The sequence below is a fragment of the Nostoc sp. LEGE 12454 genome, from assembly GCF_056620565.1.
In genome coordinates, this window is sequence record NZ_JBWQXL010000008.1 from 36,465 (window position 1) to 62,331 (window position 25,867).

General features: G+C 41.1%; 13 protein-coding genes and 1 pseudogene. 3 read left to right on the plus strand and 11 right to left on the minus strand.

The features are described 5' to 3' along the window. Positions 1-524: 524 nt before the first annotated feature. The 3 genes from AC1F2U_RS10980 to AC1F2U_RS10990 all read left to right on the plus strand — a co-directional run bounded on the left by AC1F2U_RS10980 (position 525) and on the right by AC1F2U_RS10990 (position 5,291). Positions 525-1,358 carry a hypothetical protein gene (locus tag AC1F2U_RS10980; protein ID WP_480261150.1) on the plus strand — a complete coding sequence of 278 codons (834 nt, stop codon included), beginning with the start codon at positions 525-527 and terminating at the stop codon, positions 1,356-1,358. A 564-nt stretch (positions 1,359-1,922) separates the two neighbouring features. Next, the gene (locus AC1F2U_RS10985; protein ID WP_480261151.1) at positions 1,923-3,230 is read left to right on the plus strand and encodes a mannosyltransferase family protein; all 1,308 of its coding nucleotides are present in this window, start codon (positions 1,923-1,925) and stop codon (positions 3,228-3,230) included. Positions 3,231-3,275: 45 nt separating this feature from the next. Beyond that, on the plus strand, positions 3,276-5,291 hold the full coding sequence (locus AC1F2U_RS10990) for a DMT family transporter (protein ID WP_480261152.1): 2,016 nt from the start codon (positions 3,276-3,278) through the stop codon (positions 5,289-5,291). Between the two features lie 95 nt (positions 5,292-5,386). Here the strand turns inward: AC1F2U_RS10990 and AC1F2U_RS10995 are convergent, their stop codons facing one another. The 11 genes and pseudogenes from AC1F2U_RS10995 to AC1F2U_RS11045 all read right to left on the minus strand — a co-directional run bounded on the left by AC1F2U_RS10995 (position 5,387) and on the right by AC1F2U_RS11045 (position 25,409). Continuing rightward, positions 5,387-6,928, minus strand: a complete 1,542-nt coding sequence (locus AC1F2U_RS10995; protein WP_480261325.1) for an ArnT family glycosyltransferase — start codon at positions 6,926-6,928, stop codon at positions 5,387-5,389. Between the two features lie 171 nt (positions 6,929-7,099). Next, a complete protein-coding gene (locus AC1F2U_RS11000; RefSeq protein ID WP_480261153.1) occupies positions 7,100-7,753 on the minus strand; it encodes a Uma2 family endonuclease in 654 nt (217 codons plus the stop codon). A 483-nt stretch (positions 7,754-8,236) separates the two neighbouring features. Next, positions 8,237-12,313, minus strand: coding sequence for an NACHT domain-containing protein (locus AC1F2U_RS11005; protein WP_480261154.1), 4,077 nt, complete (start codon positions 12,311-12,313; stop codon positions 8,237-8,239). 451 nt (positions 12,314-12,764) lie between these two features. Continuing rightward, positions 12,765-13,238 carry a hypothetical protein gene (locus AC1F2U_RS11010; RefSeq protein WP_480261156.1) on the minus strand — a complete coding sequence of 158 codons (474 nt, stop codon included), beginning with the start codon at positions 13,236-13,238 and terminating at the stop codon, positions 12,765-12,767. 81 nt (positions 13,239-13,319) lie between these two features. Then, positions 13,320-15,605, minus strand: a complete 2,286-nt coding sequence (locus AC1F2U_RS11015) for an alkaline phosphatase D family protein (RefSeq protein WP_480261158.1) — start codon at positions 15,603-15,605, stop codon at positions 13,320-13,322. A 192-nt stretch (positions 15,606-15,797) separates the two neighbouring features. Continuing rightward, positions 15,798-17,189, minus strand: coding sequence for a malic enzyme-like NAD(P)-binding protein (locus tag AC1F2U_RS11020; RefSeq protein WP_480261159.1), 1,392 nt, complete (start codon positions 17,187-17,189; stop codon positions 15,798-15,800). Positions 17,190-17,518: 329 nt separating this feature from the next. Beyond that, on the minus strand, positions 17,519-18,622 hold the full coding sequence (psbA, locus tag AC1F2U_RS11025) for a photosystem II q(b) protein (RefSeq protein WP_480261161.1): 1,104 nt from the start codon (positions 18,620-18,622) through the stop codon (positions 17,519-17,521). Between the two features lie 256 nt (positions 18,623-18,878). Continuing rightward, positions 18,879-19,217 (minus strand): annotated as a pseudogene (locus tag AC1F2U_RS11030) (Uma2 family endonuclease); the annotation flags it as partial. A 101-nt stretch (positions 19,218-19,318) separates the two neighbouring features. Continuing rightward, positions 19,319-20,401, minus strand: coding sequence for a photosystem II q(b) protein (psbA, locus tag AC1F2U_RS11035; protein WP_480261162.1), 1,083 nt, complete (start codon positions 20,399-20,401; stop codon positions 19,319-19,321). Positions 20,402-20,751: 350 nt separating this feature from the next. Next, on the minus strand, positions 20,752-22,251 hold the full coding sequence (locus AC1F2U_RS11040) for an MBOAT family O-acyltransferase (protein WP_480261165.1): 1,500 nt from the start codon (positions 22,249-22,251) through the stop codon (positions 20,752-20,754). Positions 22,252-22,391: 140 nt separating this feature from the next. After that, on the minus strand, positions 22,392-25,409 hold the full coding sequence (locus tag AC1F2U_RS11045) for a DUF1574 family protein (RefSeq protein WP_480261167.1): 3,018 nt from the start codon (positions 25,407-25,409) through the stop codon (positions 22,392-22,394). Positions 25,410-25,867 lie beyond the last annotated feature (458 nt).

Genomic DNA, 25,867 nt, shown 5'->3' on the forward strand with positions numbered 1-25,867 from the left:
TAAAACATCCTCTTAGATCAATCAAAGTTCTTTATCTACAAACTGTTTTTGTGTCACTTCTAATTTAGCCAAGTTCAAAGCATTACCTGGTCAATTACTCACCGATTTAATTCCACAAACTCGAAGCCCTGGCTAAACTGTTATCGGTACATCTTCTCCGAGATTTGACTGTAGCGACTTAGACTTGTGAAGTTCACTTTTCCCAACATACATAATTATAACCGTAGTCAATAAAATTACTAATTATTAATGATGAGATTTGCTAAATTACCCATTTGCGCAAGTATGGTTTTTATCGTATTAATAGCTGATCTAGAAGGATACTTTTTTTGGATTATTTGCAGTTTACAATAATAAGTGGCTTTTTTATCCATTAGGACGAAAACTATTTGGAGTATTGTTAAATTAAGCGAAAAGACTGACGGAGGTATGACAATTACTTTACAGATTGGTAGTAAAATTGAATTTAGGAAAAGATTATTTTGATGGTGTATGCTCTAACTATAGTATAAAAGGATAAAAAAATGTATAATATGCAAAAATTCAGCAGTAATTTGTGGGAAAAAACATCGTTTTCTACATGCTCATATATTAAGTCGTTACGCGATTACCGTATCTTCATTGTTTGTCGTGCTATACAAAGTTGGGCTAAATTACTAGAGCTTCCGTTTGCTGAAAAAATATTTCTAGATGATAGTAGTCCTGATTTAAATGGAATAAAGCTACTTCAATCATCTAATCAAATGAATAGTTTTGATTGTGTAAGATATAATACTAGGAACCATCCACCTCATAGTAATTTTGGAATTCTTATTAGTCTGAATCTGTGTAAATCTGATTATATTTTACATCTGGATGACGATATTCAAATAGTGGGAACAGATCAAGACTGTATTAATATCTTGGAACATGGCCTTACTATTCTTAATGAAGATAAAAATATTTTAGGAATCAATTTAATGCATGTAGATAGAAGTGCTGGGGGACAGTGGGGGCCAGGTAAAGATTATTTCGGAAGTGATGTTTTTTCTCATCCCATTCAATATTTTGGAAATTCAGCATGTTTAATTAGAAAAGAACTTTTAGAAATCGTGAGTTTAGAAGAAATTTTCAATTTGGGAAGAAAACAGCCAGCTAATTGGGAAGAATTAATATCAAATTCAGATAATACTTCTTCGTTTCTTGTAGCTAAGGTTGGAACCCCCTTTACAGTTGATAACGATGCATGGTTATTCAAAAGTACATTTCGTGTGTCTACCTGGGAAACATATAAATATTTCTTACTTAAAAAATTAGGTTTAAGCACGCTAGCATCCCAATTTTCCAAGAAGATAAAAGAAAGGGAATATCATTCGTGATTGGAGTTTACAAATTAAAGAAGATGAGAGCAGGGAATATATGCAAAAAGAGCTATAAGCCCTTTCTATAGTTTAGGCAATACGGTTCAGTTAAGCATATTTGTTGGTTGGGTTGAAGGTAGTGAAACCCGATAAACCCCACAATATGTTGGGTTTAGTTCCTCAACCCAACCTAGCCATTTTCATTTTTTGGGCTTAACCGAACCGTCTTGATAGTTGAGGAGTAACAAATGTATTCAGTGCTAAGTATTATGATATACATAAATTGTGTATAGTGCGTAAATCATAAACTATTTCATCAGTTTTTAAAATACGCCCTAAAGCAGTTCAATTTTCATACAGGTAGACAAAAATTGTATTTATAAATAGTATATTTTAAAGATAAATTTCGAGAAAATTGGCAAAAGTAACTAGATAGTGAATACTTTTAAGTAGTTTTTAATCTGTCCAGTTTGTTGATTGTGTTGGTGGAGGATTTAATATGCAAAATATTACTCAAAAATTGCTGTGTTACAGCCATAGGTAAAAGGATGCACAAAGGAGTTTGTTGAAGCACTCAACCTTATGGCCAAAGTTCAGATAGTTATAAAAAAAGTTTTATGGAAAAATGATTTCCTGTTTCCAGCAGCAATATGGCTTGCCAGTAGAATATTCATCTGGACAGCTATGTTGCTGGTTGCGCCAAAGCTACCGTTACCAGCAGAAGAATTTTTGCCTCGTTTTAGCTGGGGGGTTTTTGATGCCTGGGATAGTATACATTACCGTGCGATCGCAACTTCTGGTTATGAATTTGTGAATGACGGCAAGCAACATAATCTCGCCTTCTTTCCCCTGTTTCCCTTAAGCATCTGGTTTTTGATGGAGTTGGGCTTACCGTTTGAATTGGCAGGCACGTTAGTCAACAACTTGGCATTTTTTGCAGCACTTTACTATTTGTACTTTTGGGTCAAGGATTGTTATGGCATCAATGCAGCGCACTGGGTAACTGCTGTGCTTTCTTTGTATCCAGCTTCCATGTTTACGGGGGTGATTTACACAGAGGGACTGTATTTGTTTTTGAGTACAGCGACTTTGCAGGCATTCGATCGAAAGCAGTATGCCTGGACTGCTTTTTGGGGCGCGATGGCGACAGCAACACGTCCTACAGGTATGGCACTAATTCCAGCATTAGCGATCGCAGCCTGGAAAGAACGCCGACCACCTATTGCCTATATAGCCGCTTTAACTACTGCTATTGGCATACTTCTATTCAGTTTGTATTGTGCGATTTATTTTGGCGACCCTTTAGCTTTTATCGAAGCACAGCGAGGATGGCGACCAACTCTAGGATTTGATTGGCAAGGTTGGTTAAATATGTTCATGCAAATTGCCGTTGGCAGTAAAAATTGGCAATTTGGCTGGGTTCAAAACTCCTCTGATGCGATTCAAGACCCCTGGTATCTCTTGTTAGTTGGCGCGATCGTTTCTAGTAGCTATCTTTTATGGCATCTCCGTCAACGTTCTAGTTCTGTAAAATTATTTTATGGGTTTTATGGTTTAGTCTTATTTTTGTTGATTTTGGCAAGCGAACAGTGGATCGATAACTTCCTCAACTTGTTCATGGTCTTGGGTGGTGGCTATGTGTTGTGGCGCTTACATACGCAACTGACCCCAGTTACAGTTATTTATGGCTTTTGTGGTATTGGTTTGCTGCTAGCCTCTGGAGGTACTATCTCTTTGAGCCGTCTCGCCTATGGTATAGTGCCTCTGAATATAGCTATTGGTGTGCTGCTATCTCGCCATCCTCGTCAGGGATATTTAATATTAGGGGCTTTTGTGACATTACTAGCCAAAATAGCTGTAGGATTTGCCCAAGAGCATTGGGTTGGTTAGAGGGTTCGATCCATTATTGCTAAGAAATTGAATTTAAATTTCCTAATGAATGTATCCAATCAAACGAAGATAGCGATCGCTTCATTATTTGTAGGTGTCGGTGCCATATCTTTTGGCTCTATTTTCGTAAGATTGAGCGAAACTGAACTCAGTCCCAATGCCACTGTATTTAATCGCCTTTGGCTTGGTAGTGCGATCTTCTTGCTCTGGCATGGATACAAGACAATTCGTCAGCGACTTTCCTTAGAAAAACTTGTAGAACAGCAACCCTACACCAGTCAGGATCTGTGGTTATTGCTTGGTGCTGGTATTTTTTGGGCTGCGACTTTAGTCTTCTTAGCTTGGTCGCTGACTCAAACTAGCGTTGCGATCTCTAGTGTCTTACACAATCTCGCTCCCATATTTACTAGTTTAGGGGTGTGGCTGCTATTTCGTAAGGGTTTTGAGAAGCAATTCCTGATTGGCATGGTCATCGCCCTTGGGGGAGCGTTCGCCATTGAATTTGAGGAGTTGCAAATTGCTACAGACGAGGTTCAAGGAAACTTGGCTGCGATCGTTTCGGCGATTTTCTTGAGTGCATACCTGTTGATCGTAGAAAAATTACGAGCTAAATTTTCTCCAGCTACAATTCAATTGTGGATCTGTGCGATCGCCGCTCTAGCTATCTTCCCCATACTTTTGTTTACTCAAGATCGGCTTTTCCCCTCTACAGTCAGTGGATGGGTATGGGTAATTTTCCTGGCGCTGGTTTGCCAAGTTTTAGGTCATGGGCTTTTGACCTATAGCCTTGCTAGGTTTTCCTCTGTGGTTGTCTCCTTGGTACATCTGTTAGAACCAGTATTTAGCGGCATTTTCGCTCTGGTAATTTTTTCAGAAAAATTAACTTTCTCGAATTGGATAGGTTTCGCTGTAGTTTTAATGGGTTTATACTTAGCCGTATCTAGCCAAGCTGCTGTTAATTATCCGTTCCAGGAATCAGTCAACAATATAGTTAACACTTTCGTTAAAAGTATGACGATTAAACTGTCATTACTAAAGCAACAATTCTCCGAAACACCCGCTTTATTAGGAACTGTCTCATTATTGTTTGCCTTAATTCCCATATCCTTAGCACCATCTTTGACTAAATTGTGTCAACAAGAAATTGGTGCAAATGCTGTAGTATTTCATCGCAGTTGGATTGCAACAGTTGTCTTTGGTTTGTGGAATGGACTTGAGGCTTTCCGCCACCAACAGTCTATTGAAGGAGGCAAAAGGCAGGAGATAGATAGCGTAGCGTTAGCAAGTCCGCGAGCGTCAGGCAGTATTACTCCTGTCTTACTTGATAACCAATCTATAGAACAGAAGCCTTTTACAAGTCAAGAAGTGTGGCTATTGTTGGCAATGGGAACCTCTGCTGGAACCTATCTTCTATTATGGGCTTGGTCGCTGAGTCAAACTAGTGTTGCCAACGTGGCTTTACTGTCTAATTTGAACTCTTTATTTGTTGCTTTGGCTGGGTATTTATTATTCGGTCGGCGTTTCAACAATAGATTCGTGATTGGTCTGGTCATCGCTTTGGTGGGAGCGATCGCATTTGAACTCAATAAGGTACAATTTGCAACCGATCAAATATTAGGTGATGCATTAGCGTTGCTAACTGCGGTTTTCATGGCTACGTGTATGCTACTGATAGAAAGACTCCGAACCAGATTTAGCACTGCAACTATCATGCTGTGGCGATGCGGAGTGACAACAATGTTTCTATTACCAGTCGTCCCATTCCTCGAAGATAGACTATTGCCCTATTCCTGGATGGGTTGGTTTTTCATAATTTTCCAAGCTCTCTTCTGCCAAGTCTTGGGTCAGGGACTTTTAGCTTATAGCCTTAGCAGAATCTCGTCAGGCGTTGTCGCCGTTACGCTTCTTTTAGAACCAGTTCTAGCTTCCATTTTTGCTTGGTTTATTTTTGCAGAACAAGTGGGTTTGTTTGACTGGGCTACTTTTGCCGTAGTTTTAGCGGGTATCTATCTAGCCCAATCGAGTCAATCAATTGTTCAAGTAACAAACGAAGGATCGTAGCAGCGCTGATTTATCTAAAGTTAAATTTTAGAGAATATGTCTCTAAAGGATAAATTTATTTAGATGAAAAAAGTAAAATATCTTACATATTTAAGTTATGGTGAAATCAGTGTAAATCCTTGAGCCGAACCGATAATTTTACTACCAGTTAAATTGATTTGCTGCAAAGCCCCATTGTCTAACAGCAAATAAGATTTATTAGATAACATTTGTTGTAAAGTTGGGACAGTTGCAGGAGTTATCTTACAATCGCAGTAAAAGTCTAAACTGGGACGCCCATAAGCAAAAGAAGTATAAATTTGTGTTCCTGTTGAAACATTTGTCCGAATTAATTCTGCTACTGGTTTAACTGGAAAAGCTTCCTTTAATTCCCAGATCCATGATTGCGAACTCATTAACAGTGTTAAAACTAAGTACATTCCAAAAAATAACACTGGAATAAAGTTGCGATCGCGTTGTTTAATTAGCCATGCTGCAATGCTCATACTTATTGCCAAAACAATGCTCAGGACTATTAAACTAGGCTCTTTCTTTGCAAGAATAAAGTAAACAAAGCCTCCTAAACCAGCAATAGCAATAATAGCCATAAATATTGTCAAACTTCGCACCTTAAAATGACCGTACTGCCAAATTTCGCTAAGTTTCGCACCAATTGCCAAAGCTAAAAATGGATATACAGGCATAACATACCAAGGCAGCTTAGTTCTCATTAAAGAGATAGTTCCTAAGTAAAAAATTGTGCCAATAAGAATTAAGCTACCCCAGGTAGTATGACGTTTTTTCCAAGCTAGATAAAAACCTCCTGGTAAAAATAGTAGCCAAGGAAAACTATATTTAATTAACTCAATTAAATAGTACCAGGGTGGCCCGCTATGGCCTTCAACAGATTGTGTCAGGCGATCGAGAGTTTGTGTTTGAAAGTTCACTTGGAAGAAAGTTTCGCCATAATGTTGCCATTGAGCGACAAACCAAGCGATCGCAGGTGCATTTCCTAAAAATATTCCCACTAATAAATAGGGGCTTGTTAACAAAGTAAACTGCCGATCTGCAATCAGGAATAAAAAAGCGATCGCCCCTAGCGGCAAAACTATCATCCCTTTCGTGAGAGCAATTAACCCCAGACAAAATCCCACACCTAGAGCATATCGACGATTCTGACGTGCTTTTAGCAAACAAAACAACAGCAGCAAGAAAAAGGTAATAGTTGTACCATCTAGCATTGCTAGCCTTCCGTGACGCACTACAGGCAACATCGTCAGGTAAACTAAAGCGCTAAACAGAGCTGGTAAACTTTGCTTAAAAAGCAAACATCCCACCAAGTAAAGCAAAGGCACTCCCAAGGCAGTTAATACTGCACCCGGTAGACGCGTTGTCCACTCATTCACGCCTGCGATCGAGTAAGTCCAAGCAATTAACAAGTGGATCAGGGGTGGCTTATTATGATAAGGTTGTCCTCCCAATGTGGGATAAAGCCAATGCATTGAACCAAGCGGGGCACGCCAAATTTCACGAGCAACCTGTGCCACAGTACCTTCATCCCAATCTCTTAAAGGAGAGTTTCCCAAAAATATCAGCCATAGAAATAGAGATATTATCAGTAAGCTAAATAACCATTCTTTTTCTCGGAATAGACGCATATCTAAAATCGGGATAATCATCTCAAACCTCTAGGATATCCCCACTAGCCATCCAGGTTGTGCTGCAACTTCAGAATCTATTTCTAACTTGGTAAATATTTTGAAAAGCCAATCAAAGTTTAACTTAGAATATCAGCAAGATGATGTATATCTTTTTGAAAAAACTATTAGTTAACAATACTCCTTTTGCTGGAACTGGCTCAATAAACAAGCTCCAACTTCAGATTGATTCATCTCACGGCTACGGCGTAAGGCTTCTTCTAAAATAGGCATCGCCAATCCAGGCAATATCTGTGATTCTTGGATACGTTTACTACCTTCCTCTGCCATAGCATAAGCGATGATTTGGGCATTTTGTACATCTACTACCCAGTATTCGGCAATACCTAACTCTTCATAGAGCGATCGTTTTGTACCCAAGTCATCCAGCAGAGATGTTTTCGCAATCTCAATAACTAAATCCGGTGCAGGATAGCGATCGAGGTTGACGATTCCTGTACCTGCTGGGATAGTTTGGGTACGTTCTCTAAGGTAATACACTACATCGGGCTGACAGTCCTGAATACCAGTTTTACGAAAGGTGGTTGTATCTAAACCTGTCGCTAGAATCTCTTTAATGGTCGCAAATAGAGTTACAGCAAAAATAATTATTACATGGTCTTTACCATGATCAAAACTAACTGGTGGCATTTCCAGCCTCATGTGTCCTTTGTAGTAATAGCTTTTTCCCTTCTCGTTGAGTAAGCTAGCGACTATCTGCTCATACTCCTCCCAAGAAGTGTAAATCCATGTATTTGTGGGTAACTGGGTTTGTAAATCACTCATTTTCTAACCCTCCCGCCAACAGGAAAACTTTTGTTTCTCGGCAAAGTCAAAATTCGCTTGGGTTTCTTGACCTCCACAATAGTATATGACGTGAATATATGCCGTGTTGGGATAATTCTATTGAATTGGCTGCATACATTCTCAGCTTTTACTGATTAGAACACCAAAATTGAGTCTCTGAACTCGGAAGTTCGACCTTTTTGCTCGACCGTTGAGCCTCTGAACTCGGAAGTTGCACCTTTTTGCTCGAACGTTGAGCCTCTGAACTCGGAAGTTGCACTTTTTTACTCGAACGTTGAGCCTCTGAACTCGGAAGTTACACCTTTTTGCTCGAACGTTGAGCCTTTGAACTCGGAAGTTGCACCTTTTTACTCGAACGTTGAGCTTCTGGACTCGGAACGTTGAGTTCTGAGCTTGAGACTTGAGGCTTTGATGTTAGATGATGGTGACTGAAAAGACAATCACCTAATTTTTGACTTAAGTTTATTCTCCCTTCACCCCAGCCTCGATTGCTTTCACAAATGGAGCGACCCACCACTGATCTGAAGCTTTCTGAAGTGCTTCAAATATAAATGCTTTTCCTCCCAATTCCAAGCGCTTCCTCAAAGTTGGATTCTGCTTCACCTGCTCTACTGCTTCTGCAATAATGATTTGTTTCTCTGCTTCAGTTTGAGTGGGATAATTCTGAGTTATACGATTTACGATTTGCTGTATCTCTTCAAAAGCCTCTGTGAGATTTTGCTCTTGAGCATAATTATGCTGTGTTCCAATCTGATCTCCATTTACCGTGCTATTTACATTGACTCCACCCACAGATCCACTAAAGTTTAAGTTTGGGTTGTTTGATCCTTGCATAATAACGACTCCTGTTTGAATTTGTGTACTTTGATTTTTTGGCTTATTGCTCACAATCTGGAGAATCTGCTCTGGTTGAAGTGGTTGCCAAGTTTGGCGACGAATTAAAGCCTCAGCCTCTAGCAATCTCCATTGCAATTTGTCTTTTAATTCTGGAAACTCAAAAATAATCTTGCGAAGTGCTTCACAGGCTTGAGGAGTACCGCACTCCTGTAAGCGTTGTGGTATGTAGTCTTTCCAGGTTTTGATACTGTCTTGTACGCTTTCCACGTATGCTGTTATACCTGTAAGCTTTTCATCTTCAGGAATCTTTTGCTTTTCCTGATCTGAATCAGGATATTGCTTGGCAAGAAAGATATATAAATCTGCTATGTGTTGTTCAGGTAGACGCTGTTCTATACTCCCGCTATATTCAACTGAGGATGTTATCTTTTCAATAACTTCTCGACCAAATTCGGTATCTTGCTGAATAGCAGGCCAAACAACTGACCAGCCTGCATCTTCTGCATAGAGCATAAGCGCACAAGCTGCTGCAACTGCTTTTGCTCTTTCCTCGCTACTGTTCGCAAGAGGTGAAGTAATTAGAGATTCTGCAAATGCTTTAGCTTCAATAAATCCATATCTCAGTAAATTCTCAAGTAAATCACCTAGACTTTTATCAGTTAATTCTTTATCTTCTTGAACTTTATTGAATATTGCTTTACCTAACTTTTCATCCCAGCGTTTTTTTATGAAGCGGTTGATTTCAACAAAACCATGTTCTCGATTCTGTTTTTCAATTAATATGATTAAGACTTTAAGAAATTCGCTATGAGCATTTTCATAGGCTTTGTTAATCAATATCTGTCGATGCTCTTGGTCTTCAATTCTTCCCTCGTTGGGATACGCAAGGATTATTGCTGTCCACTTTTGCCATTCATCGGCTGATAGAGTGAAAATAAAGTTTGGTGCTTTTTGTAGCAACAGACTTAATGCTTGATAGCCTAATAATGCAGAGCAGGGACAATTATTTTTACCCAGCCAAGCTTGATTTTCTGGATCGCCATCGCTCAGATAAAGCCTTGCACCATGAAGAATTTTTTCTTTGGTTGAATCTTCTGCTTCATTCCAACCAGGAAGATTTATCAAACTAGATCCAAATGGATTACCATAATGAGTACTATCAGCTTCAAGAGTTAATTCAAAGCATAAAGAACACCAAAGATTAGACTGACCAGCCTCAATTTGACTCAAAGTCTCAAGTACTCGCGCCCTTGGCGGAGGTTCTAAAAGAGGTTGCTTTTCGTCTTCGTCTAGCCCTTCCTGTTGCTCTAGATATCTTACTTGTTCTTGTTGCGCTCTTAGTGAACCTAACTCAATTGCTTCGAGATCAAACTCTTTTCTTAGTATTAAGTTAGTCTGGCTTGCTGTAAGCACAGCATTTAGATGCTCAAATTCCAATTCAGTCAGTCTAAAATTCCACCGGATCAATTTTGCCCAAATCCTTTGATGATGTTCGGTTTCTGAATTTTGGAGACATTTAATTAACCATGTAAAATCTTGCTTAAAAACAATTCCTGTTCTGTGGCTAATTAACCACCGAGGCTCCTTGTCTGATTCTGGAATGATAGAGATAATTGACTCTACAAGTTGACGGCGCTTGTAAATATCATCTTTTAAAACCTGGCTAAAGGATATTGTTTTATATGAATTGTCATATACAATTACATCATGCTTCTTAAGCTGCAAAAAAGCAACTCTAGCAAATGCCTGCATTACTTCTGACTCATTCAGATTATCCCAGGCTTTCAACATAATTACATCTGATAAATCCCCAAAAGGATAATGTAAATTGTACCTAGTAACTTGTTTTTCTCGCCATCTTAGAGCTACTGATAAATCAGATATTTGAAGATGTTTCCCAAGTTCTTTTGCTATAAAACTTTGATATCTGCTACCAATGGATTTGGATGCTGGCTGTGTTATTACGTTAAAAAGCTCTTCTGCTGTTATATTGCTTGGCCAAACTGCTCGTAGTCCACAACCTTTTAGCTGTTCTTCTACATCATTTTGGATTTTAGCAACTGCTAAAGGTTTTAATCTTGCTTTGGTTTTTTCATCACCAAGATTGCATACAGCAACTGCTGCATTGATGCGAACCGAAGAATGTTGCTGAGGATCAAGAGCAACATCGGCAAGATATTCCTGTACGGCTTTTACATTACAGGCTTCTGCAATATCAATAGCTACGTTCCTTGCATTTATACTCTTTGTTGAATCAAAAATATAAGGTAGAAGCTGATCAGGTAATTTAGGATGATTTAGATTTGGGTAGAGCCAAGTATTATGCTGGTACGTCAATTTTTCTTCATTGTGTAGTTTTAGAAGAGATTCAACCAGAGAAGCTTTATCATTATCACTAACAGTGGCAACATCGCTTTGCAGCAGTATATGAGGATCAGTCTTCATGACTTCCTGAAATACTTCAGGTAACAAACTCGCTATCCAAGCTACAGTTTCATAAAGCTGAGGAATAATCCTGCTATCAGGATCATCAGAATGAACTATAAGTTTTAGAATTTGAGATAGTTCTATCTGACGTTGTGTTAGATACCATGCAGCCAGAAACTCAGCATAGGTTTGGTGTGCCCATCCCATACGACTTAATTCACCACGAGATGAGAATAAACCAGTATCTAAAACTTCTTCAACAGCTTCTTCAGTAATTTCAAACTCTCTACCATCAACGCTTTCTGTTCCCTGGCATATCTTCTCAATAAGCACGTCATCATCTGGAACATTACTCTGAATACCAGTCCAGATAGCAAATTTATTGCCAAAAATCGCGATCGCTGCAATCCTAGCCGCAACCATTAAACGTTGTTGCCGCTTAAGATTACCTTTTAATTTCGATGAAATCCGGCTCTTATTCCGTTCTTCACAAAGCCAGAGACATCCTTCAAGATAAAGTTCATGCAACCTTTGATTAGGAGGAAATTTACCATCGTAGCTACGATAAGTTTTAATCAGAAATTCTAATGTAATTGGTTTAATAGCCAAAGGTACAACATTTTTCCTGTTAATTTCTTCTAGAAATGCTTCAGGATTATTGATGCCTTCAATCTTTGCGGCTTTACTCACATCTACACGCCGAAGTGGGGCTAGTTCATAAATTCCTACACTATCTTTACCCCAAATTTGCTTCAGTCCTTCTTCTAGGACTGGTTGCCAAACAGCCGTTCGGCAGGCAATACGAAGATGTAAACGCTGGATATGATTGTGATAACGTTTGAACTCGTCAACTAGGAGCGTTGCTAATGTATCTATTCGTAGCAAGCATTCATCAAGACTATCTAAAAAAATATGTAACTGATGAGTGCCTTTTAGCCATTGAGTAAATTCTGGGCTGTCAAATAATCTGCAAACCAGTCTGTCTTCACTTCCATAAGAACGGATATTTAACGAAAGTGCCTGACCACCTTGTTTTTGAATTTCGCTAATAATTTCATTTTTCTCTGCCTCTATGGTATAGCTTTTGCCAATTCCTGGTTCACCCAAGAGTGCTAAACATGGTAAGTCGGATATAGCCTTAAAAGTTACAAGGTCTGGATTATAGATGTGTCCCCCCTCTGCTTCTGGGTCGCACAGATAACCACCACAAACCAGATTAATGCTACCTGAGCGACTACACCAAAAGCGTTTCCAACCGTAATCTTGACTGGACATTTTCACTGAGAAAAGACAGAAAACATTTTTACTATGTTAGCTTAGTCAAACTCTTAGTGATGCCACATCAGAGATAAGCTTTCAGGATAAAATGCTTCTGCGATCGCTTTCAAAATCTCAATTTTCAACCTCTGAACTCGGTAGTTGCACCTTTTTACTCGAACGTTGAGCCTCTGAACTCGGAAGTTGCACCTTTTTGCTCGAACGTTGAGCCTCTGAACTCGGAAGTTGCACCTTTTTGCTCGAACGTTGAGCCTCTGAACTCGGAAGTTACACCTTTTTACTCGAACGTTGAGCCTTTGAACTCGGAAGTTGCACCTTTTTGCTTGAACGTTGAGCCTTTGAACTCAAAAAATAAACCTCAGAACTTGGAATGTCGTGCTTTTAACTCCAACATTCAAATTCTGAACTTTAACGTTGCACCTCAAAAGTGCAACTACCGAGCTATTTTCTACAATGCTGCTTTTTGAGACTTGGATTTTCCAGGTTTACGAGCAAATCGTTGTCCCATTTCCACAACCACTGCATCTAAACCCGTGCCTTGTCCACTGGCTTTCGCGTAGTTGTATACCTGCAAGGTCGCTGCATAAGCTTCACTACCGACTGCAAGAGATGTATCATCTACCAACTCTTGTAATTGCGTCAACGACAACAACACCGGATACAACGCTTCAAATAATTGCACATCCTTCCGCATCTCTTCCAAGTCGAACGATCGCGGTAAAAACTCTGGATTCTGCACGGCCACCTCTAATGCAATGCTTACAAACGCCCAACTCTTATCGCCTATCTTGGGTAAAGTCTTGCGATCGCCAGCACTCAAATCAACCAAAAATGGTAGCTTTTCTTTAATGGTGGCGATCGCTTGCAACACAGCATCTCTGTCTGTTTGTGCCAATGTTGCACTAATTGGGGTTGTAGACATAGAAATTACTCTCCAGTAAGTTTCTTTGATCTAGAGTGCCCAGATATACAACCAGAATTTTCATTCGCAGAGCAAAGCCGATCATCTTAACAATGATTGATTCGGCGTTAACTGGCTCTCAAAACGGCTGTAAACAATTTGGGTTGGATACCAACAAGAAAACCAGTATAAATCTTGAATAACTTTGCAAGAATTACTCTCATCTGCTAACTCAAAGTGAACCAGAGCTAAATTATTCAATCCAACTACTTCTCGTCCCTCCTGAAACCAACGAGATTTCCAAACAATCAGGGGTTGTAACCATTTCCATTTAGCATTTTCGGCTCGTTTCCAAGGAGCTATCAACGATAATATATCTGCTGTGTAGGTAGAAGTCTGAACACTGTTTCTAGGTATCCACTCCAGTACACAATGCCAGTCAGGGGCATTCAGCAGCTGACGATTATGGTGTAATTGTTTCTCGGAAATTTCTACCATATTGGGTGGGTCGATCCAGCCTATCCAATGTCGCACTTTTTCTGGTAGCAGCCAATCTTTCAATCGTGTATGAATCAGCCGCGTCAACATCTCTTCATTCTTCAATGCACTAGCGGTTAACTGTACCAAGACAGATTGTAATTTGGAATGGGTGCGTGCATAAGATAAGTGAGCAACAGAACTGTAGTGAATATCCCCAGATAGAATCACGACTTGTTGACGTTCTTCAAACAAAGTAGTTAGGAATTTCGCCAGTGCTTCAACATTAATGTTCCAAGCATCTCCAACATCTGTTGAAAAAACTTTCTCCTGGTTTAACTGCCAATGATGAATCCAATCAATCACTTGTAATCCAAAAACATTTGTAGGCGCAATCACAAATGTAGTTTTAATTTGAGTTTGTTCAGTTACTTGTTGTAAAGGTAAAAGTAGTTGTTGCTCAAAGGCTTTGGGACACAACAGCATCGGTGGGGCAATTGGTTTTTGATCGGCTGGATAACCTCGCCATGTACGTGTATCCAGCACAATTACTTCATGGCAATCGCTGCGGACTATATAATGCCAAGTCAGCGCTTCCAGATCTCGCTCCAGAATAAATACTGAACCGTCTCGGACTAAAATAGGTAAACCTGTGTGGGGATCGTTGGCTGGCATTCCTACATAACGAGCGATCGCCTCATTAGCCTTTGCATCTCTCCCTTTAGAAGCTGACCAAGCTTGTGCAGCCGCCAACAGCTTTTCACCTGGTTTTCCTTCTGCAAATTGTTCTGGTGTATTGCCCCAACCTTGAAACACCGTGTAAGCTAACAATGCATTTTGGACTATTCTTCGCCCTAATGGTCGCCCCAGCACGCGCAAACACCAAGCTTGGTTCAAATTCCAGTCATCACTAACATCATGGTCATCAAAGATGGTGTACATGGGAATATTGGCAAGGGCGCGGCGCACTTTCCAAAGGGTATAAATGAATTGGCGCAAATGCTGGACTTCTCGGTTCCACTTCTTGATAGCTTTGCGATCGCGTGTTACTTGGTGTCCTTTGGGAAATGCAGTCGGCCAGCACACTGGCGACCAAGCTAGTAAATAAGTAGCGTAATATTCACCTAAACTGAAAAGATGACTGTTGACTTTCTCTGCTTTATTATGTAGTCCTGCCGTCAAACCAGCTTGATTTGTCGCCACATCAGCACGCTCTCCAGGGGGTAGCTGCTGGGGAGTGCAGTACATTCCATTCACCGGAAGTTGTTCTTCCCAACCCAAAAGGGCATCACCAAGAGTAGTGGCAACCCACAGAGATGGTTCTGCTACATCATCTCCATAAATTTGATCTCCCGTGAGGAACAGCTGGTGAGGGCGGTGCTGGGGTTGATTTGCTGATGTCTGAATCATACTATCGAGAATTGGCAATGCATCAAACCCATGACCATGAGGTTTACGGCAGGAAGCATGGACAATTTGCAAGTCTTGAAGACGGTTTGGCGGTAGAGCAAAGGTTGGTTTTTGATGATCGAAGTAGCTGATGCTGACTGGAGGAGAGGAGTTTGAACATAATGCTTGTTGCATTTGCAGGGTTTGGTCGGCAACAGTAAACTGGAGGTCGTATGCATAGATGTGACCTCCAGTTAAGCGATGTCCAATTGTAGACCGAGCCGCGATCGCAACTACATGAAGATACTTACCCAAAGCAAAGGTAGAGCGTTCTCCCTCCAATAAGCAATTTCCTATTACTTCACCATCATTTGTTGTGTCATAAACCTTAAGTTCTACCTGACAAGACTGTTTAAGCGCCACCCATACTGTCACAGACTCTGGCTCAGTATATTGGAGGATTGGCCCCCCTAAAATCAGTGGTAGTTCTTGTAAAAACTCGTCTCCAACTTGATACTTCATTGCAAACAGTTGACATGATGGTGTTTTAGATGTGTTACTTTGCTCCTAAATTGGTAGCCCCAACTCATCTAATCACCAATCATGCATCAATTCTTATCTGTTTAACATCAGTTCATAGCGCAAATTGATTGCAGCCTAAAAGTTTAGGGACGAGCGATATGCCCATCCCATAAAAGTGATTATTTTAGTTAATTAATTCCGCGCGATGCCTTCTTCCCGCGCGGCACGTTGCACAGCAGCAGCAACAGCAGTGACAACGCGCTCATCAAAGACTGAAGGAATAATATGTTCCCGATTCAAGTCTGAAGGCTTAACTAAAGAGGCGATCGCACTTGCAGCTTCCAAATACATTTTGATGGTAATTGTCTGTGCCCGACAATCTAAAGCACCACGGAATACCCCAGGAAAAGCGAGGACGTTATTGATTTGATTTGGGTAGTCGCTACGACCGGTCGCGATCACAGCAACATCTTTACTGATTAATTCTGGCTGAATCTCTGGAATCGGATTTGCCATTGCAAAGATAATTGGATCTTTCGCCATCGATTGCACCATTTCTGGTGTCAAAACTCCTGGTGCACTGACACCAATAAACACATCTGCTCCTTGCATTGCACCCGCTAATGTACCCTGACCTTTCACAGCAAATTCGAGTTTTTCCTCTGTCAAATCGCTGCGACTGGTAGAGATAATCCCTTTAGAATCGCACATCCAGATTTTTTCTGCCCCAGCTTTACGGAGTAACCGAGCGATCGCCACTCCCGCCGCCCCAGCACCGTTAATCACGATCTTGATTTCTGCTAAGGATTTATGTACCAGTTTCAGGGAATTATACAACGCTGCCAAAGTGACAATTGCTGTACCGTGCTGATCGTCGTGAAAAACGGGGATATCTAACTCTTGGCGTAATCTCTTTTCAATTTCAAAGCAGCGAGGTGCAGCGATATCCTCTAAATTTACGCCCCCAAACACTGGAGCAATATTTTTAACTGCCTGGATAATTTCTTCTGTATCTTGGGTGGCGAGACAAATGGGAAAAGCATCCAGCCCTGCAAATTCCTTGAATAGCATTGCTTTGCCTTCCATGACTGGGAGAGCAGCGGCCGGGCCGAGATTTCCCAAACCCAAAACGGCACTACCATCAGTAACAATGGCAACAGTGTTTTGTTTGATGGTTAACTTATAAACTTCCTCTGGATCTTGAGCGATCGCAGTACAAATTCGACCAACTCCAGGTGTGTAAGCCATTGCTAAATCAGATACACTCTTCAGGGGAATTCTGCTAGCAATGCTGATTTTGCCACCGCGATGCAAATTAAAGGTGCGATCGTAAACACTGAGTAACTTGATGTCTGGTAAGGCTCTGACTGCTTGCACAATGGTTTCAGCGTGTTCAGTACTAGCAGCATCCACAGTAATATCGCGGGTGGACTCTTTGCGGGTTTGCTCGATTAAATCAATTTGTCCGAGATTACCGCCAGTAGCTGCGATCGCATGTGTTACCGACGCCAACATCCCTACACGATTGGGAATCTGCAAGCGCAGTGTCAAACTAAAACTAGAATTAGGAGTTAGGTCTGCCATGTTGATTTTGGATTTTAAGTTTTAGATTTTATATTGAATTGAGACAAAAACTAAAATCTGAGATTTGTAGTCTGTGGAAACACGATGTATGTAAACTTTTGGGATAATCGTCAGTAATTAGTTTATCCACTGCTTACAGTTTTGATAATTATTTTTATTTATACCAATGCATTCACTAATATAAATGAGTAACAATTTAGTAATTGTACCCAAATACACCAGATATTTTTTTTATAATTTATCTGTGTAAATATTTGTATAACTATAGCTTCAGGCACGAAAAAAGCGCCCTCTATACAACAGAGAGCGCAGTGAATTTTAACTTACAATTAACCGTGAATTACAGGTGCCGGAGCTACGCCCGTCGTAGACATCGTTGCCACTGGTACTACCTCACCCGCCGCCAAATCCAGGGGGAAGTTGTGAGCATTGCGCTCGTGCATCACTTCTATACCTAAATTGGCACGGTTTAGGACATCTGCCCATGTATTAACAACATGACCTTTAGAGTCAAGAACTGATTGGTTAAAGTTAAACCCGTTGAGGTTGAACGCCATCGTACTGATGCCCAATGCCGTCAACCAGATCCCAACTACAGGCCAAGCAGCCAAGAAAAAGTGCAAGGAACGCGAGTTGTTAAAGCTGGCATATTGCCAAATTAACCGCCCAAAGTAACCGTGAGCCGCTACGATGCTATAGGTTTCTTGTTCTTGACCAAACTTGTATCCGTAGTTTTGAGATTCACTTTCAGTCGTTTCTCTAACTAAAGAGGAAGTCACCAAAGAACCGTGCATCGCGCAGAACAGCGAACCACCAAACACCGCCGCTACGCCCAGTTGATGGAATGGGTGCATGAGGATGTTATGCTCGGCTTGGAATACGAACATGAAGTTAAATGTGCCACTAATGCCCAGAGGCATCCCGTCAGAAAAGCTACCTTGACCAATTGGGTAAATTAAAAAGACAGAAGTCGCAGCAGCGACAGGAGCGGAGTAAGCAACGCAAATCCAGGGACGCATCCCCAGACGATAGCTTAACTCCCATTGCCGACCAAGCCAGCAGAAGATACCAATCAAGAAGTGCAAGACAATGAGTTGATAAGGGCCACCGTTGTAGAGCCATTCATCCATTGAAGCAGCTTCCCAAATGGGGTAAAAGTGCAAACCAATGGCATTAGATGTAGGTACAACAGCACCAGTGATGATGTTATTGCCGTATAATAAAGAACCAGAAACTGGCTCCCGAATACCGTCAATATCAACGGGTGGTGCAGCAATAAAGGCAATAATGAAACAGATGGTAGCGGTTAATAGGGTAGGAATCATTAAAACGCCGAACCAGCCAATATAAAGCCGATTGTCGGTGCTAGTAATCCATTGACAGAAACGATCCCACAGGTTGCCGCTTTCGCTTCTTCCTAAAGTTGTGGTCATAACTGTGTCGTTTATAAATCGCTGACAACAAACTTTTCCAATTTTTAAGAATTGAAAATTAAGCTGTTTTCAAAGACTTTCGCCAAATAACCTTCCCCCTAATAGCCGGGACTCTCTAAAATTACCTCACACCAAAAATGCTATTAACTAATTTCCCAAGGGAGACTGTCTGAAAAAAGGGAAAACTTTCCCGGCTCCTAATATCACGTTTTACATTAATGATTTGTATTTTTCAAGACATTATTTTTAAGTTTTATTAAGCTAAACGCTCAACAAACTCAGCGTGTTCTTTTGAATTTAACCCTTGTTGCAGTACTGCTAAAACTTTTGTCATATCTCCTGTGATTAGTGACGTGACAGCTAACCACAAACCTGGAAATACTTTACTTTGAATCACACCATCTGCATCTGGCACAAGTGGTAAATATTCACCATTTTGCAAACAGAACCAATCGAGTTTATTCTCTAAAGTTTGCCAAACGATATATTCCTGCACTGCGTTGCGACGGTAGGCGCGTCTTTTGTCGTACAAATCAATAGATGCACTACTGGCTGCTACTTCTGCTACTAATTCCGGTGCGCCTTCTACGTAATCAGATTTATTAAACGATTGGTTTTAAAATAATTACAACTAAAAAATGCCCCCCATCTCTGGAGGGCGCTTTTTATTTAGCTAATACTTAAGAATCTTCAGAATTAACCGTTGATAGCAGGAGCAGTCAGAGCTACAGGAGTAATTTCACCAGCAGCTAAGTCTAGGGGGAAGTTGTGAGCGTTACGCTCATGCATTACTTCCATACCCAAGTTAGCGCGGTTGATTACGTCTGCCCAGGTGCTGATGACGCGACCTTGGGAGTCAATGATTGATTGGTTGAAGTTGAAACCGTTCAGGTTGAATGCCATCGTGCTGATACCCAAAGCGGTGAACCAGATACCGACGACAGGCCAAGCTGCTAAGAAGAAGTGCAGTGAACGGCTGTTATTGAAGGAAGCGTATTGGAAGATTAACCGACCGAAGTAGCCGTGGGCTGCAACGATGTTGTAGGTTTCTTCTTCTTGACCGAATTTGTAACCGTAGTTAAGGGACTCGGTTTCGGTGGTTTCACGCACCAAGGAAGAAGTTACTAGCGAACCGTGCATCGCTGAGAACAATGAACCGCCGAATACACCAGCCACACCTAACATGTGGAAGGGGTGCATCAAGATGTTATGTTCTGCTTGGAACACGATCATGAAGTTGAAGGTTCCAGAGATACCCAAAGGCATACCATCAGAGAAAGAACCTTGACCGATTGGGTAGATCAAGAATACTGCGGTAGCGGAAGCCAAAGGTGCGCTGTAAGCTACGCAGATCCAAGGACGCATACCTAAGCGGTAAGAAAGTTCCCACTGACGACCCAGGTAGGCAGCGCAACCGATCAAGAAGTGGAAAACTACCAACTGGTAAGGGCCGCCGTTGTACAACCACTCATCTAAGGAAGCAGCTTCCCAGATTGGGTAAAAGTGCAAGCCGATGGCGTTTGAAGAAGGAACAACTGCACCAGAGATGATGTTGTTTCCGTAGATCAAAGAACCTGCAACTGGTTCGCGGATACCGTCGATGTCCACAGGAGGAGCAGCGATGAAGGCAATTACGAAGCAGGTGGTAGCAGCTAGCAGGGTTGGGATCATTAGTACACCAAACCAACCAATATATATACGGTTGTCAGTGCTGGTGATCCACTCGCAAAAGCGATCCCATACATTAGCGTCGGAGCGCCGTTGTAAGGTTGTGGTCATGGTTTTATAAGTGCTATGGGTTGTTAAATATGGAACAAGCGGATTTATTTTCGCCTGTTGAAATATAGTCTACATGAATTTACTTTGACGATATCTGTGACTTAATATTCTGTAATAAAATTCTTTAATAAACTCATATAACTGTAAAGTTTTTTACTATAAACAATAGCGTTCGAAGTAATGGATTGAGGCTTTTTAAGCCATTTCAATAACCAACTAGCTATCACTTTCAATGACGCGATCGCCTAGTTCTTTACCTTTACACTTCTTTACAATTAACCGATGAAAAACATTTTAAGTCTTGTCGATTTGTAACGAAATAATAAGCTCTATATTATCTGATGTTTCACTTAAAAATCAAAGTAAATGTAGGGCAAACTGCCTTCAGGAGCTAATAACCAAACAGCGTAAAAACATAGGGGGACGAAGACAAGCTTAAGGGGCCAGTTAAACTCCAACTTCAGCATTCGATTGAATGCATAGACTACAGCCATAAGCGCAGCTAAACCTAGAAGTACCCAAGCGAGTTGGGATTGGCTCATATTTAAGGCTTCCACATAGACCTTTTCAGCAAACTGGGCGTCAGCCGGATAACCCCAAAGATGTCGAATTACTAAAGAAGAGTCTTGGAGATTAGGTAGACGAAACCAAATCCAAGAGGTAAAAACCATCAATTGAGTTAAGAACCAAGCGACAAAGATACCTAGAGGATTTTGCCAGAATTGTTCTAAAGTTTCAAAGCGATCGCTTATAGAATCTGTAAGTCGATGAACCACTAAACCTAATCCGTGGAGTATACCCCAAACGACATAACCCAAAGCAGCACCGTGCCAGATACCAGCAATTAGCATCACAATAAATAAATTCCAGCAGGTACGGGCTAAACCCCGACGGGAACCGCCTAAGGGAAAATAAACATAGTTACGTAGCCAATCTCCCAGAGTGATATGCCAGCGCCGCCAAAATTCGGAAATATTAGTACTGAAATAAGGAAAGTCGAAATTTTCAGGTAGAATCAAGCCGAAAAGCATAGCACTACCACGGGCAATGTCTACGTAACCGTTGAAATCTAGATATAACTGCAAGCCATAAGCGAATGTAGCTAACCAGAGATCCGTACTACCCGCCCGTTGCAAGTTACCGAAACATAAATCTACAAAAATTCCCAAGTGGTCTGCAAAAATACCTTTTTTGACTGCGCCCCTAGCAATCAACCACAGCGCTTCAGCTACTCTATTAGTATTGGGTAATTCTAGTGTATTAAATTGATTTGCTAAGTTGTGGTAGCGCGTAATCGGCCCTGAAATCAGTTTTGCAAAGAATAATTTGTACGTAGCAAATTTGAGAAAATTATCAGTAGCAGGGGCACCGCGATAGACATCTATTAAATAAGCAATACATTCAAAGGTGAAAAATGAAATTCCCAAAGGTGCAATTAATTTAAAAGAGCTATCTGGTGAGTTTGTTTGGACATGAAAAACAAACTTGAATAAAGGGGTAAAATACTTAAAAGCTAATAGCAGTAAAACATTTAGAATTATACCCACCCACAAAACCTTTAGACGGCGACGATTCCAATCAACTTGAGCAAATTGCCACTCTTCATTAGAAATTTGCCAGTCAAGAGAATGTTTCCCTGGTGATGTGTTGTTACCAATTGCCAGCCCTATACGGAAATTGATAAACGTCAATGCTAATAGTAATGGTATGTATTGGATGTGCAAAGATGAATAAAAAACCAAACTAGCAATTAGCAGCGTCCACAATCGTAATTTATGTTGTGCTAAAGACCAGTAAATTCCTAACACACTCAATAAGAACAACCCATAAAAAATTGAGATAAAGTTCATTTTTTAGTCATTTGTCATTTGTCATTAGTCATTAGTCATTTGTCATTGGCTTTAGTAATCCTTTTTGTCTCCTTGTCTCCCTGCTCCCCGGTCACTGAGCGTAGCCGTTGGCGCAGCCTCTCGTAGAGAAGTGCTACTCTCTACTTCACTGGCCAAGGAATCATCGGATCGTTAGCTAGCTTTTTCGAGACTTCGTATGCACCAAACCGATTGAGGTGGCTAGGATCGGAAAAGAAATCATTTACTTTTGGCCACTGTTGGCTCAAATCACGATAAATAAAGTTGGGATTAGTAGCCAAACGCAACATATATTGCTGAAATTGTTGCTCATATTGTTTACGCACTGGATCTAAATAATCTCCCGTCAGAGGCATATTGACAAATACTAAAGAGATTTTCTGAGACTGGGTAAACTGAAGCACTTCTTGAAAAGCAGTATCTTGCTGTCCTTCTACTTGGAAAGATTTATAGTCGCTGTCATAATTTCCGGGAACTCTAGAATGTTTTTGATAGTATCTCGCGGGATTAAAGCGAATAGACAAGGGTAGAAAGCCATCAAAGTCAACGGCTTGCTGAGAAATACTTTCATCTGAAGTCCCGTCTGTCAATTGTTTTTGTGATGTAACTGTCTGATTCTTACCAAATAAGAGCAGTTTTTTTTGCAGTAAACTTTTAATTTGGTCGCGGTTTTGATAGCTAGTAGAAACAGAAGCTAGAGCCTGATTTAATGATTGATTGACGGCTTCATAAGTACTAATTTCCTGTTTTTCTTCCTTTGTCTTTTGTTCTTCCGAATTTACTGTATTCTCTGGTAAATCATTGCTATTTGCAGTAGTTGCTGTTTTTTGGAATGCTTGCTTATAACCAACGGATGCCGCAAGCGATTTAAAGGTAATATCCTCGCGTCCACCGTTGAAAGCACGTGCACCATCTGCCCAGATAATTATTTTTGGTAGTTCTGATGGTTCTAGAACGTGACGAATCACAAAGTCTACAACTTGTGCCGTAGCACCGTTAATTCCAAAGTTAAATACGTCAAGATTTGGATAGCCTTGAGTCGCTAAAGCTTTAGAAAGTGCTGCGGGATCTACTCCTCTGAGGGCGCGGGAGGAGCCAATAATCAACACATCTGGCGTACTGCCAGTTCTAGCTAAACGCTGTTTATAGAGTGCTAGTTGTTCGTCTAATTGCCTGACATTAAAACTTGGCATCTGCGATCGCGCTGCTAAAAGAATAGCTGTTGCGGTTGCTTTTTCCTTCAGTGGTGCGGCTGCCAAATTATTTTTTGGGGTATCATCACTCTGGGTAAATTCCGAAGCATTAAATACAGAACTCTGATTTGGAGGAGATTTTGTTTTGGAAGTGCTGCTAAAAAATGTCGTTTTCTGACTCTGATTTTTCCCAGATGTCAAAGATGCCTTTTGCTCGGAAGATGGAGATGGGAGGGTGGCACTAGCGACTTTTGGCGAACTGGGCGTGTTAGGTGCAATAATTCGACCCAATACCCAATCAGTTTGGAGAGTGAGCAATAATCCTAGTGTTCCCCAAACCAGAGCAATTTTAATTTCTTGAACATCATGGTTACGTTCCGCTGAATCGCTGCTTTCGGTAAATAGCTGGCTTTTCAACAGGAATTTTCTCGCAGTTGAACTCGCCGTTGCTATCCAATCTCGCGCTACTTCGGTTACAAAATTTTGAACTTCTTCTGTCGTTAAGTCTGGGCGCAAAATTGGTTCACTAGTCTCAGATGTTACTAAATCGTTAATGTATATGGAAGTAGCAGCAAATTCTGGGGTTGCTTCTGGTACTAAACGTTGGCGATGTTCAAGATCGACGCCATAATGCCAAAAAGGTTCTTTATTCCCAGCACGGCGACCGTATATACGTACTCCCATAATACCGGAAATTTTTAACTGGCGGATAAACTGCGTAATTTTACTTGCTACTTGTTGTCGCTGTGGACAAACAGGTGCATCACACATAATGTGCAATAAACCATTTTTGTTCAGTAGAAGTACGCGAGTTCCACCTGTCAATAACCGCCAATCCAAATCAGGATTGAGTAAGCGCTCTAGTAAAAATACCATTGCTGGTTCATCGCCAGTATTTGCCAAATCAAGTGGTGATATAGCAAAGGCGGGATAGTTGGCTGCGGGTAAAGCCAGCCAATCAATCCAAGTGGGTTCCTTGTCGCCTGCCTTTTGTCCGTATATAGTGGCGGCGAGAATACCTTGAGGAGCGATCGCTTCTAGCTGCGGTAAAATCGCCTCTAAGCACACTACTTTGTCTGGGATCGGGGCAGTTCCTAAAGGATCGAAAGCTGGGATACAAAATATATGTAGCGTTGATTCTTTTAGAGAAACTTGGACGCCAACTTTTAATCCTGATAGTACTTCAGCTAATAATCGAGCGATCGCTTGGACATCTCCCCAACGCGCCCACTCTTTCAGCATCACCTCTGGTGGCGTCAAATCCACCCGCAGCAGCCAATCAGGGACAGTTTCGCCGCTCACCTGAGAAACGATTACGGCATCTTGGTAGCCGGAAAGCTTGAGATAACGCAACTTTTGTGCTATAGGTTCGGCAAGCAACGATGCATCAGGGCTATAGCTCGACTGGCAAAATATCCACAGGCGATTTTCTTCTGGCTGAGAATTCTTGGGCTTATATGGCTTAATCTTTACCTGTACTGATACACCTAGCGTACTCAAAGTTTCACTCAAATATCGAGCGATCGCTTCTGGATTCCCTTGGCGTGCCAAACTTTCGTTAGAGACAATTAGCGCCCCACCCGGTTGTTTTGATTTTTCCGAGTCTGCTAGCAACGCTTGCTGCACCTGATCGAGATGCTTATCTATTTGATTCAAGTGAACTCGATGGCACCATGAGGGGCGCTGTTCCCCTTTTCTGCGACCATAGACAAATACTTGATATATTGAGGTTTGTTCGCTGCTTGTGAGAATATCTAAGTTTGTTTGCTGTAATGCTTGCAGCAAATCAGACAAAGTACGCCAACGCTGCGGACATTCTGTACCTTCACAAAGAATATGAAGGTCATTTCCCCGCAACCGGACTTTCACTCCGAAAGTGTTAATCCCTGTTGCTTGGCTTACCCATTGCACTAAGGATTGCTGGCGATCTGGTACTACTGTTTTCATGCTCAGTTAACTTTACAGGAAGCGATGGTTGGGGGATAGTGCCTGCACTTGTAAACTAGAACCATAGGTCTATCACACTCTGACGTTTTTTTTTAACAATTTTGTTACCTTCGTAGCTCACAAAATCGGACAAGATAGTCTTGTATAGGTTGCAAGTCTGACTAATGTTGAGTTTTGCGTTTATTTTACTAATAGGGAGTCAGAAATCAGAAGTTAGGAGTTAAGAGTTAAAAGTTAGGAGCCAGGAGTCAGAATAATTCTATATGACTGGCTGATGACTTGTCCTTGAAAGCTGGACTTGTGTTCCACTACGCTAATGCCCCTGATGGGCGAAACAAACAATAAGCTTATCTCATTAAACTCCCTCCCTTTATCGTTGGAGTCATCTTAACTCCTAACTCATAACTCCTAACTCTTAACTGCTTCTTACTCATGCTTCCCATAACCAAAAATTAGCA